9 protein-coding genes and 3 pseudogenes are annotated in these 11,717 nt (G+C 55.8%); 6 read left to right on the top strand and 6 right to left on the bottom strand.

The window, feature by feature from the left end:
* Window positions 1-188 precede the first annotated feature (188 nt).
* On the bottom strand, window positions 189-398 hold the full coding sequence (locus JZX87_RS30445) for a cold-shock protein (protein WP_148148714.1): 210 nt from the start codon (window positions 396-398) through the stop codon (window positions 189-191).
* Between the two features lie 146 nt (window positions 399-544).
* On the opposite strand from JZX87_RS30445, the gene ligD (JZX87_RS30440) reads away from it, so the two are divergent.
* From ligD (JZX87_RS30440) to JZX87_RS30430, 3 genes are all read left to right on the top strand, one after another.
* A complete protein-coding gene (gene ligD, locus JZX87_RS30440) occupies window positions 545-3,217 on the top strand; it encodes a DNA ligase D (RefSeq protein WP_206829574.1) in 2,673 nt (890 codons plus the stop codon).
* A 97-nt stretch (window positions 3,218-3,314) separates the two neighbouring features.
* Entirely contained in the window at window positions 3,315-3,554 is a 240-nt protein-coding gene (locus JZX87_RS30435; RefSeq protein WP_206829573.1) for a hypothetical protein, read from the top strand.
* Window positions 3,555-3,838: 284 nt separating this feature from the next.
* Window positions 3,839-4,489, top strand: a complete 651-nt coding sequence (locus JZX87_RS30430; protein WP_206829572.1) for a hypothetical protein — start codon at window positions 3,839-3,841, stop codon at window positions 4,487-4,489.
* A gap of 25 nt (window positions 4,490-4,514) precedes the next feature.
* Here JZX87_RS30430 and ligD (JZX87_RS30425) read toward each other — a convergent pair.
* The 3 genes and pseudogenes from ligD (JZX87_RS30425) to ku (JZX87_RS30415) form a co-directional block, all read right to left on the bottom strand.
* Window positions 4,515-5,484: pseudogene (ligD, locus tag JZX87_RS30425) on the bottom strand (non-homologous end-joining DNA ligase).
* Between the two features lie 462 nt (window positions 5,485-5,946).
* Window positions 5,947-6,768: a non-homologous end joining protein Ku gene (ku, locus tag JZX87_RS30420; RefSeq protein WP_206829571.1), complete on the bottom strand. Its 822-nt coding sequence runs from the start codon at window positions 6,766-6,768 to the stop codon at window positions 5,947-5,949.
* Between the two features lie 2 nt (window positions 6,769-6,770).
* Window positions 6,771-7,658, bottom strand: a complete 888-nt coding sequence (gene ku, locus JZX87_RS30415; RefSeq protein ID WP_206829570.1) for a non-homologous end joining protein Ku — start codon at window positions 7,656-7,658, stop codon at window positions 6,771-6,773.
* Between the two features lie 528 nt (window positions 7,659-8,186).
* On the opposite strand from ku (JZX87_RS30415), the pseudogene JZX87_RS32125 reads away from it, so the two are divergent.
* A pseudogene (locus JZX87_RS32125) lies at window positions 8,187-8,306 on the top strand (SMC-Scp complex subunit ScpB); the annotation flags it as partial.
* 250 nt (window positions 8,307-8,556) lie between these two features.
* Here the strand turns inward: JZX87_RS32125 and JZX87_RS30410 are convergent.
* Together JZX87_RS30410 and JZX87_RS30405 are read right to left on the bottom strand one after the other, a co-directional pair.
* A complete protein-coding gene (locus JZX87_RS30410; RefSeq protein WP_206829575.1) occupies window positions 8,557-9,132 on the bottom strand; it encodes a hypothetical protein in 576 nt (191 codons plus the stop codon).
* Window positions 9,096-9,373 (bottom strand): annotated as a pseudogene (locus JZX87_RS30405) (PepSY domain-containing protein); the annotation flags it as partial. The gene JZX87_RS30410 and the pseudogene JZX87_RS30405, both read right to left, overlap by 37 nt.
* Before the next feature lie 150 nt (window positions 9,374-9,523).
* Between JZX87_RS30405 and JZX87_RS30400 the strand changes: the two are divergent.
* Complete coding sequence (locus tag JZX87_RS30400; protein WP_148148721.1) at window positions 9,524-9,883, top strand: response regulator; 360 nt, start codon at window positions 9,524-9,526, stop codon at window positions 9,881-9,883.
* Between the two features lie 74 nt (window positions 9,884-9,957).
* A complete protein-coding gene (locus tag JZX87_RS30395) occupies window positions 9,958-11,031 on the top strand; it encodes a sensor histidine kinase (RefSeq protein ID WP_206829569.1) in 1,074 nt (357 codons plus the stop codon).
* Window positions 11,032-11,717 lie beyond the last annotated feature (686 nt).

Below are 11,717 nucleotides of genomic sequence, written 5' to 3'. Positions count from 1 at the left end.
GCAAGTTGACCCATTCCCGGCCTTGGCCGGAAAGCTCGATGATCAACCGAGCTACACCATTCCATGGGACACGATCAGTTGAGGGGTTCAGTCCATAGATGATCAGCTTCATCGCGTTTACGCTGGTTATCCTTCTCGAACCAAACCAGTGATAGAACTGGCCGCATCCAAGTGCGGCCAACTCTTTTCTAAAGGGCTTGAAGGTCTTCCGCTGCAGTCTTACCCGAGCGACGATCCTGGGTAGGCTCGAAGCTCACCTTCTGGCCGTCGTTTAGACTCTGCAGCCCGGCACGTTGAACGGCCGAGATGTGAACGAAGACATCCGGCGAGCCGTTATCGGGCTGAATGAAGCCATAACCCTTTTCCGTGTTGAACCATTTTACCGTACCTGTAGCCATTGGAAGTCCCTGAAGGTTTCGAAAACGAGCGAAATCTAGTCATCCGGCATTCGGAGACAAGGGCAAATTTCGCGACGGTCCCAATACTCTAGGAACAATCGCGCGTTTTCACGCATTCCGTGTCTTGATCGACACCGAGAACCGCTATGGCTGATACCCTCACAAAATATCGCGCAAAACGCGATTTCAAAAAGACTTCTGAGCCCAGCGGCGAGCTACTGGTGAAGCAGTCAAATCGCCGCCGCTTCGTCATCCAAAAACATGACGCCAGTCGGCTTCACTATGATCTGCGGATCGAGATGGATGGCGTCTTCAAATCCTGGGCAGTCACGAAGGGGCCTTCGCTTGATCCAGGCGATAAGAGGTTAGCGGTCGAAGTGGAGGACCACCCGCTCGACTATGGCGACTTCGAAGGCACGATCCCCAAAGGTGAGTACGGCGGCGGAACGGTCATGCTCTGGGACCGAGGGTATTGGGAGCCCGAAGGAAACAAAAGCCCAGAGCAAGCGCTGGCGAAAGGTGACTTCAAATTCACGCTAGAGGGTCAACGGCTCCACGGCAGCTTCGTGCTGGTCCGAATGCGTGGACGCGAAGGAGAGAAACGAACGAACTGGCTGTTGATCAAGCATCGCGACGACTATTCCGTCGAAGAGGACGGTGCGGCAGTGCTCGACGAGAATGAAACCTCCGTCGCGTCCGGCAGGACCATGGAGGCTATTGCGGCCGGGAAGGGCCGAAAGCCCAAACCCTTCATGACAGAGGGGGCGACTGTCGAGGCTGACGCGGTCTGGGACAGCAGCGAAGGTCTGGCTGCTGAGGAGCGGAAAGCGGGTACGAAGACTATAGTAAAGCCGACAAAGAATGCTACGGCTCCGGCGAAAACGGCGTTGCCTGACTTTATTGCTCCACAGCTCTGCGAGACGCTGGCCCGTCCACCTGCTGCCAGGGGATGGATCCACGAGATCAAGTTTGACGGTTACCGTGTTCAGGCCAGGGTCGAGGAGGGCAAGGCGACGCTCAAAACCCGCAAGGGGCTAGACTGGACCTCAAAATTTTCGGCAATCGCAGGGGCCGCTTCAGCCTTGCCGAATTCGATCATCGATGGCGAGATTTGTGCTCTCGATGAACACGGGGCGCCGGATTTCGCAGCGCTTCAGGCCGCGATTTCAGAAGAGAAGACCGACGATCTGGTCTATTTCGCCTTTGATCTTCTGTACGGTGGCGACGAGGATCTTCGCGATCACCCTCTCGCTGATCGGAAAGAGCGGTTGGCGGCAATGCTGTCGGAGGCGGCTGATGATCCGCTTCTGCGTTTCGTCGAGCATTTCGAGACGGGCGGGGAAGCTGTTTTGAAGTCGGCATGCCGCCTATCTCTTGAAGGTATTGTCTCGAAGAAGGCGGACGCTCCATATCGGTCGGGCCGCACTGATACTTGGGCGAAGTCAAAATGCCGAGCGGGCCACGAGGTGGTTATCGGGGCATATGCCACGACCAACGGCGCTTTCCGGTCTCTGCTGGTTGGTGTCTATCGGGGCAACCATTTCGTCCATGTAGGCCGGGTCGGGACCGGGTTCGGCGCGAAAGTGGTCGATCAGATATTGCCGAAGCTTCAGAAATTGGAAGCAGCGAAATCGCCTTTTACAGGGATCGGCGCCCCGAAAAAGTCAACCAACATCGTGTGGCTGAAGCCCGAGTTGGTCGCAGAAATCGAGTTTGCTGGCTGGACAGCTGACGGGCAAGTACGGCAGGCATCATTCAAAGGTCTGAGGGAAGATAAGCCTGCCAAGGAGGTCGAGGCTGAAAAACCGGCTGAACCAGATGAAGTTGAGACGCCAGAGCCGGAGGCGGCCGCCAAACCATCGCAGGCCAAGAAATCCCCGTCCCGTCTTCGGAAGGGCGCAAAGGTCGACGTTATGGGAGTTCTGATATCCAGTCCCGACAAAGAGCTGTGGCCGGATGCACTCGATAACGAACCCGTCACCAAGGTCAATCTCGCCCAGTATTACGAGGCAGTAGGGTCTTGGCTGATCAACCACATCAAAGGTCGACCTTGTTCAATCATTCGCACTCCCGACGGCCTCGGCGGCGAGCAGTTCTTCCAGCGGCATGCCATGCAAGGCACATCGAATCTTATCGAACAGGTGAAGGTGAGGGGTGACAAGCAGCCTTACCTGCAGATTGACCGCGTCGAGGGATTGGCAGCCGTCGCTCAGATCGGTGGAGCGGAACTTCATCCTTGGAACTGCGAGCCCGATCAGCCGGAAGTCCCTGGTCGGTTGGTGTTCGATCTCGACCCAGGTCCAGATGTTGATTTCGACACTGTGGTGGAGGGTGCACGCGAAATCCGTGACCGGCTCGAAGAATTAGGCCTGGTCAGTTTCTGCAAGACCACCGGCGGCAAAGGTCTCCATGTGGTGACGCCGCTTGCCGTGCCTAAAGGAAAGAAGCTCAGTTGGGACGAGGGAAAGGCTTTCGCGCATGATGTTTGCCTGCAGATGGCGCGTGATAATCCCGATCTCTATTTGATTAAGATGTCGAAGGCGCAGCGCGAGGGGCGCATATTCCTTGATTACCTCAGGAATGACCGCACCTCGACGGCAGTCGCTCCACTTTCGCCTCGCGCTCGGCCGGGAGCGACGGTTTCAATGCCGCTGAACTGGAGCCAGGTGAAGAAGGGACTCGACCCCAAACGCTTCACAGTCCGAACGGTGCCAGGACTCTTGAAAGATAGCACCGCCTGGCAGGATTACTGTGACGGCCAGAGATCATTGGAGCAGGCAATCAAGCGACTGGCCAAGGTGATGAAGCGGGCCGCCTGACCGTGCTGCGGCCTTCGAATCGTAGTAAGGATGGTTCTTGCGAACCAAACGCATGCATATGCGTTTTGCCATCGTGCATCTCACGGGAGGGCGTTCCATGGGAAAGAAGTTGAAATCGGTCTATGGCACGATGATCTCGGGGATTTCGGAAGGGCTGACGGGATCAGCACTCTATGAGTATGTGACGTACAACTGCCAGCACGCTTCAGAAAAACGCATTTGCCGGGCGTCCTTGCTGGCATTGGCTGACGATCGGGTCCAGGACCGCGCTCTCCTGGAGCATATCTATCAGCTTGCTGTCCATAGTCGCATCAGTGCGGTGACGCAGCAAACTTGATCGTCGAACCAATCTCCTGATTTGCTGACGTCACAACGCGCCGACATCGCTATTGTTGCGATGCCCCAGCTCTCTTTCACTCGGTGAGCAAGGACATGTCTTGAACGCTCGCCTTCGAAGCCTCATCTAGGTGACAACAAAGTCCAGCGATCTGTGGATTTCGCTTGTTGAGAGCCGTGACCGTTGCTTTCCATCGTCTTCGGCGCACACTGTCACTGGATAAATGACTCTGGTCGCTGATCTTTGAGTCGATGCCCTAATCGCTAAAGAAAACGAGGTTTTAGGTGACTGATTTCTTCACTACAACGCAAGGCTTCGTGACATTGGGGGCGCTTATCGGCGGCGGTAGTTTTGCCCTTGGAGCTGCAAGTGGCTCCATAGCGAAAATGCCAGCTCTCTTCCGCATCGGACAGAAGAACAGAAATGCTCGCAACCTCGCGATGCTGACTGTCTTGGCGCTCGACGATTATGTTGGCGCCTGTTACGCGGCCGTCCACGACAAACCCGAATTCAACCCGGCGGATCAGGTTGAGTTCGCGTTTCATCTGCCCGAGCCTGTTCTGAACCTTCCTAAGGACGTTGATTGGCAGTCGCTCGGCGATGACCTCGGCGAGGAGATCATGTGGTTCTCAAATCGGGTCACAAATCAGGAGAACGCCCTTGAAAGTCTGGATCTTGGCCGCAAGGACCATGATGGATTCTTTGAGCGCCGCGTGGAAGGCTATGCGCGGCTTGCTGCGCGGGCGATGGATTTGATTGCCAGGGTCTGCAATCAGTTCGATCTGACGCTGCCGGACAAACCCGACTACTATCACCAGGCTGATGGGTTGGCCAAAATTTTGCATGCTTTGGACCGGGGCAATGCAGGAACGGCGCCGCTGACCACTGCCACAGGAACCACAAATGTAACGCCGCTGTTCCCGAAGACGTCGTGAGAAGTACGGCCGGCTGGCGGACTAGCTAACTCGGCATCTCGAAGATCTCGGAATTATCCTGTACTTCGCGCAAACCCTTGAAGGAGGCGTGACGCAGATTGCCGTCATCCGTCCAACCTCGGAAATGGATTTCTGCGATGAGAGTTGGCTGCGCGAACACAAGGTTCTTTCCCTTCATCGGGATAGCGGGCTTGTTCGTCGTTAGCTTGTCGAGTGTTGTCCTCAGGTACAGAGCGTCCTTCTCCTTAAAGCCGGTGCCAACTGAACCGACTGTCGCCCCACCGTGCTGCCAGTAACAAGCTACCGATCCCACCCCGAGCGACGGCGGAGTGCTCATATCCAATTACTACGAAACTCTCGCTCTGGACGCACTTGATCGCGATGATTCCTTCGAGACCCATCGAGCATGCGGCTTCAAGCAGTTCAGCGCCATCCCCGTCAAGTTCCTCCGAAAGATGGATCGCACCGTTCGCGCCGTCAAGGAGGTCGGCAAGGAGATGGCGGCGAACGGATAAGTCGGTATTGGTGAGGAGGTGCCCGTCAAAGTAGGGGAGATCAAAGGCATAGAAAACGGCTTCCTTTGAAATCCGCTTTCCTCCTCGTCCGCCGAGTGAACGCTGCAAGGCGCCGAAATCGGATCGGCCATCTTCATCTACGACAACAGCTTCGCCGTCCAGAATTGCTGAGCCGACACCCAGCTTTTCTGCTGCTTCCGCAATTGCCGGGAAGCGTGCAGCCCAATCATGCCCGCCGCGCGTAAGGATGCGGATACATTTCGGCTCGATATGAATAGCCAACCGATACCCGTCAAATTTCATTTCGAACGCCCAGTCGGGACCTGTCGGAGCTTTTGGTTTCAGGAGTGCCAGGGCGGGTTCAACCCGCTGTGGCATCTTGTCAAACGGTAGGTGAGGTTGGGCTGGGTTGCGTGGCTTTCTCGGCCGCGACTTAGCAACTTGATCGCCGTGCAGCAGAGGTTTGGATCGACTACGCATTATTGACCCCACGGGGAGGACCATTCGTCGGTCCCCTACTTCGGCGACTCAATCAATAACCAGCCTATTCGTTCCGCGAAAGGTGTTTGGGCTTGACGCTGGCCTAAGACGGTGCTCTTCTTCTGAGGAACGCCTGACGAAACACGTAAACGCGGTCAACGAGCCCGTTTCCGCCAGAGGCAAATCGCGTCGCTTAGTCCATCATGATCTTCTTCGTTGTGATGGGCGGAGGCGCATAGGAGGCGGGCCGGCGCGGACCCATCACCGATGATCATCCAGTCCACTTCCGCTTCAAGCGAGAATGCGTTTCGGCCGCTGATCGCGATCAGCGAAACCTCGTCGGTCAGACATTGCTCAACAAGTGCCTTGAGGCGGTTGCTATTAGGAACCGGGCTTTGGAGAACAACAGCGCGAGCAGGGGGCGTCCGTTCAATGTAGATCGCTCAGCGTCTTGGGCAATGATTATCCGGCCTTGCGAGACTTCAGTTCCTTCGTCACTGATTTCTTCAGTGCATCCATGATATTCACCACGTTGCTCGGCTTGCCACTCTTGCCCTTGTTCGATTTTGAAGAAGCCGTTTTTCCCGGCTTTTTAGCCTTTTTCTTAATAGCGATGAGCTTCAGCAACGCATCTTGGATGGGGTCGGACACCATCGCCGGGGACCAGTCCGTCAGCCGCTTTTTTATGACGTTTTCAAGGGCAGTGACGCTGTTTGTGTCCGAATTCTTTTCGATCACCGCGAAATACTCGGACTCGGGCCGCACTTCGTCACCGAACCGCAGTGTCCAGACTACAATACCGTCGCCGCGCGGCTCCAAGATCACGGCTCGTTCGCGGCGCCCCAAGACGACCCGCGACACGCCGACGACATCTTGAGCTTTCATCGCTTCGCGGATCACAGCAAAGGCTTCGTCACCGATCTTGTCGCTAGCAATGAGATAAAATGGCGTTTCAAGGTAGATCCACCCGATACGGTCTCTAGGGACGAACTTTTCAATATCGATGGTGCGGACCGTATCCAGCTCAACTGATTCAAGGTCTTCGTCCGTCAGAATAATGTAATCGTCTTCGCCTCTCTCGTAGCCCTTTGCCTGGTTCTCATCGCTAACGGCCTTACCTGTCACGCTGTCGATGTATTGAGAGACAACCCGATTTCCGGTCTTCTCATTAAGCGTATGAAAGCGGACTTTTTCGGATCCAGACGTTGCCGGTGTCATGGCGACAGGGCAGGTGACAAGCGAGAGCTTGAGATACCCTCTCCAATACGGACGACGAGGTGCCATGGTCAGCTCGCTTTCTTTTGTTCAGCCTTCGAAGTAGTTTTAGACTTCGCTCGTGTTGTCATCTTTTTCCCGGCGTTAGCGTTGGCTGCCTTCGGCTTTTTAGAGCTTCCGCTGCCTGTGCCAGCGCTCTCTCGGAGAGCCTTGAGCAGATCGTTTGGTTTCGACACCTTGATCGGCTTTGGCTTCGGAAGGGACCTGCCCTCTGCTTTTGCTTTCACCAGTGCAGCAAGCGCGGCCTCATATCGATCGTCCGTCTTGGCTGGATCGAACTCGCCCTTTTTCTTGTCGATGATGTGCTTGGCGAGATCAAGCATCTCTCCTTCTACCTTCACCTTCTTCACGTCTTTGAAGGCTTCTTTGGACGACCTGACCTCGTAGTCGAAATTGAGTGTCGTCGCGATTAGACCTTTGCCATGTGGACGGATAAGAACTGTCCGTATCCGTCGGAACAGTACCGTGCGAGCTACGGCGGTAGCATCTGTGTTTGCGAGCGCATCTCTGATTGCGGTAAAGGCACCGTTCGCCTCATCATCAGCTGGCACCAGATAGTAGGGCTTGTCGAAATATGCGTCGTCTATTTTGCTGCAAGGTATGAATGCCTCAGCATTAAGCATCTTGTCAGAATCTGGTACGACCGCCGCGACTTCCTCTGGATCGATCATGATGTAATCGCCGCTCCCAGTCTCGAAGCCCTTGACTTGCTGGTCTCGCTCTACGACCTCTTCGGTCTCGCTATCGATGAACTCGCGCTTCAGGCGGTTGCCGGTTTTTTCGTTGATCATATGGAAACTGATCCTCTCGGATGTCGACGCGGCCGTATAAAGGCCAACGGCACATGAAAGCTCTCCAACTTTCAGATGACCTTTCCATTGAGCCCTGTGCGCAATCATACTGTTTCCCTTCATCTGTTGGTCAAACAACTTAAGTTGAACGCCATGGTTCCTTTGCATAGCCTCGAAGGTCTCCAAACTGGAATCTGATTAGCCGTTCGAAGAACTCGTCATTTGGTTTAGCAGTTGCCTCTCTTTAGCAACTGCGTCGGCATATGACTGGTGGGAATCGAGGTCGAATTCCAACAGGTGTTCGATGGTTTCAAGTCTAGCCAGACGCTTTTTCGCTTTGCGTAACTTAAGTTGCTCGGCTGAATTATGATGCTTATCATACATGCTCGGATAACGCGGTAGGGCGCAGATAAGTTCGGTCGCCGCCGCACAAATCGGCGTCCAGACAAACAACGAACCCAGCTCATCGCGAACGGTCTTTAAGGCCTCCCGGTTGATCCGCACATGGGATGTGGAGACGGCCGACGGCACGGAGAATATTAGAACCATGCAAGCGGGAATAGGGGACAGGAAGATTAGAAAGCCACACCCGAGTCGTTCGTAGGGCGACGAGAGAGGTGGCTCGGTTTGTCTTAGTTCGAGGCAATGGTGCTGTTGGCGGTGGGATATTCTCAACCGATGACCCGGGGCGAACTGTCGAAGATTTTTGGCAAGGAAGTCAGCCGCGACACCATCGGCAATCTGCGTGGCGCGGGTTTATAGACGCGCCAAACGGTAGAGTGCCACGGCGATGCCGTGGCCTTACGTTTCTTCAACCTCATGAAACGCGAGCGTATAAGCTGGAGGATCTACAGCGCCGGGCACAAGCAGGTCGGAAGCGAAATGTTTTCGCCCGTTGAGTTAGACAGGCATCGGCGGGGTCTACGAAACGCTGGGCTATCTAAACTGCCCATACTGTGGGCCACAACGTGCGAAGGGCGCCGTTGTAGCGCCCTTCGTTATGATGTCAAATCCCAGCGCGGCGATAGCGCTGGCGTTCCTGCTCGACTTGATCGGCATCATACGGATCTAACGTATCGTCGAAGCCCGTCCACCCCTGCTGCTCGTAGGCAGCGCGCCGCTCGGTCGGATCGACCCAGTTGGAACGCTTTAGGATAGCCTCTGCTTCCGGGGCCAACGGTTCGTCGACTTTGGCGGTGACGAGCGTGCCGCCACGGCGGACACCTTCGGCGTAAACGTGAGCATCACGTTCTGAGACGCCGGAGCTTGTTAGACCACCGATGATCCCGCCGGCAGCACCGCCGGCCACGGCACCCGCAGCAGCGCCTGCGGCAGCTGCTACGAGCCAGCCGGCCGCGACAACAGGTCCGACGCCTGGGATGGCCATCAGACCAAGTCCGGTCAGGAGTCCGCCTGCACCGCCGACCACCGCACCAATCCCGGCTCCAGTGCCAGCACCAGCAGCGTTGGATTCGCCATGACGCTTGTCAGCGTTGCTTGACACGATGCTGATATCGTCGGAGCGTACGCCGGCGGATTCGAGGGCACGATCGTTCCGGCTTTCATGCCGGTAGCATTCCAGACGCCTTGTCGTCCTTGTTGAGGTCCTCCACGTCGGCGCAGCCGGCCTTTTGGATCCGTTGTTTCGCCTGGCCCTCAGTAAAACTATTGGCGCCCTCGACGGGAGCGGTCGGGTTTGTCGTATCTGACGTCGCAACAGCCGGAGTATCGCCGTCGCTGTTGGCGGCGGGAGCGGCCTGCTGCGCGAGTGCCGAAACACTCGACGCCGCGACGAAGGCGGCGGCGATGATGACGTTTTTCATGATGTTTCCTCTCTAGCTCGGATCTTCTTATTGAGCCCGATCCGATAAGCTCATGGATACGTTTATGGTTCCGGCAGGGGCTCTCATGTCGAAGGGGAACAACTTCAAGACGACAGAGTTTCAGGCACAACGTCTTAGAATGGTGTCAGAATGCCGCAGCCGACAGTACTTGTCGTCGAAGATGAGCCTTTGATCCGGATGACAGTGGCCGATGATCTGCAGGCGGCCGGCTTCTGCGTTCTCGAGGCTGGCAACACTGATGAAGCGTTACGGCTGCTAGAGACGCATTCTTCCATACGCGCAATCTTCACCGACATCGACATGCCGGGAGGTCTGGACGGGTTGAAGCTGGCATGGATCGTCAGAGACCGGTGGCCGCCAATCGAGATTGTCATCACTTCGGGGAACCGGAAGATCGAAGTGGTCGACCTGCCAGAGCGCTCCGTGTTCTTTCCCAAGCCTTATGCCCACCAGCCTGTCATCGATGCCCTCACACGGTTGACGGCTTGATTTGTCGGAAATTTTCTAGCGGATGGTCTGTTTGCCATGGTAAAGACGGCTATCTGCCATAACTGTTGAAGCATATGTCCAATCGTGAAGAGCCCCATCCCACTCCGGCCACTGTATCCGATCTTCCGCAACTGGCGGAGGCGTTGGACGACGATCGATTTCGGCAGTTTCTTGACCACGTGCCGTTCGGGGTCGCGGTCGCCGAGCTCGGCGATGACGAGCATCTTGTATATGGCAACATCGAGTTCGAGCGCTTGACCGGGCTTTCAGGGGAGCACCTGCAAGGCAAGGCATGGTCCGTTTTACCCACCGCGCCTTCTCTCGACGGCGGGCCGAAGCTTTCTGATGCCTTGCTGCAGAGCGAGGAGTATCTCGGACCATTCACAATCACAATCCACGATGACAATTTCGTTGTCGATGCATGGTCGAACACGATCGTCGACGACGACGGTAAGCCATTGTTCCGGCTCCTAGCAATGTCCGCCCGAACCGGCACCAATGATGCCGCCGCTTTGTCTGAGGCACTTGCTGAAAAAGACATTTTGCTGAAAGAGCTTCAGCATCGGGTCAAAAACAATCTGCAGATGATCACGGCGTTGATCCGCATGGAAGCGCGCAACGCCCAGCAACCGGGGGAGAGTGAGCGTTTCAACCGCCTTGCTGGTCGCATCGAAGCCCTGTCCATCCTTTATCGATCGATCTACGCGGGCGAGGATACGGAGACCGTCGATCTCGGCACATATGTCAGCCAGATCGCTTCTTCGGTAATGGCCGCCCATGCGATTGAAGGCATACGTCTCGATATGAAAGTCGACACCTGGCCGGTGTCTATTAACGTCGCAATGCCAGTTGGCCTCGTCATCAATGAGTTGATGACCAATGCTCTCAAGTACGCCTTTGTTGGACGCGACGGCGGTGAGATCAAAGTCCGCTGCACTGTCGATGACGATGGCTGCAAAGTGCTCGTCGCAGACGACGGTGTGGGGCTCTCGGAGAAGGCAGATTGGCCACGGCGCGGCAAGCTCAGCGCCATGATCGTGCAGTCTGTACGTCACAATGCCAAGGCGGAGATCGACGTGCAGTCGGAGCCTGGCAGCGGGATGGCTGTGACGATCATCTTCAAGCGTGCGAATGCCACTGACCACTGACAACGTCGGCGGTGCTACTGCGGCCATCGGTGACATCCCTGTCGGCAGGCAAGGCCACTTGATCACGGCTCCGCGGGGGCAGAACAAGATTAGTGCGAAATCGTACCTTTAGTTGAGAAAACGATGATCGAGATCGATATTCCTACCAAAATGAAGGCTCCTGATGTATTTCTACCTAGAACATCACGTTTGGTGCAGGCTGCAAACTACCGAAAACATGCGCAATTTCGGCTAGCGTACGATCCTGCACTAATCTTGTTCTGAACCTAACAGGTAAGCTTCAAGCCAGGATTGTAAGCACGAATGCGAGTGTCAGAGTGCCGGCAGCGAAGACGACAAGAGCGATAATGAGATGCTCTGCGAACTCTGACTTTTTTGTCTCGCCTGTCCAATCGTATGCCATCTCGCGCTTCTCCCGTTGAAGCTTTAGCATCTCGGAATATGGTTAACGGAACCTTGCAATCGCACAGGCCGGTGTTCAAATTCATTGGAGGCATGATGGGGGAGGTGCCGCGACAGTGGTGCAGGTGGGGGCTCCCACCGAGATCCTGGGAGGCGGGCAACAGATTAATGGGCGCGGATCTCTAAACGTCGGCCGTTGGAGATGTAGCCAGCTGAATTGGGAACGATGTGGCTCCCCGAGTGTTCACTCACCAAGCGGATCGTTAAACGGTCTGGTAATGGAC

The organism is Agrobacterium sp. Ap1 (assembly GCF_017313375.1).
In the GTDB taxonomy this organism is placed as follows: Bacteria; Pseudomonadota; Alphaproteobacteria; order Rhizobiales; family Rhizobiaceae; genus Neorhizobium; species Neorhizobium cellulosilyticum.
This window is presented reverse-complemented; position numbering and strand designations above follow the sequence as displayed.

Excerpts from the sequence above, each read along its gene's own strand:
- JZX87_RS30395 (WP_206829569.1), top strand. The coding sequence starts at position 9,958 with ATGTCCAATCGTGAAGAGCCCCATCCCACTCCGGCCACTGTATCCGAT.
- JZX87_RS30400 (WP_148148721.1), top strand. The coding sequence starts at position 9,524 with ATGCCGCAGCCGACAGTACTTGTCGTCGAAGATGAGCCTTTGATCCGG.
- JZX87_RS30435 (WP_206829573.1), top strand. The coding sequence starts at position 3,315 with ATGGGAAAGAAGTTGAAATCGGTCTATGGCACGATGATCTCGGGGATT.
- ku (WP_206829570.1), bottom strand. The coding sequence starts at position 7,658 with ATGATTGCGCACAGGGCTCAATGGAAAGGTCATCTGAAAGTTGGAGAG.
- JZX87_RS30445 (WP_148148714.1), bottom strand. The coding sequence starts at position 398 with ATGGCTACAGGTACGGTAAAATGGTTCAACACGGAAAAGGGTTATGGC.
- ligD (WP_206829574.1), top strand. The coding sequence starts at position 545 with ATGGCTGATACCCTCACAAAATATCGCGCAAAACGCGATTTCAAAAAG.
- ku (WP_206829571.1), bottom strand. The coding sequence starts at position 6,768 with ATGGCACCTCGTCGTCCGTATTGGAGAGGGTATCTCAAGCTCTCGCTT.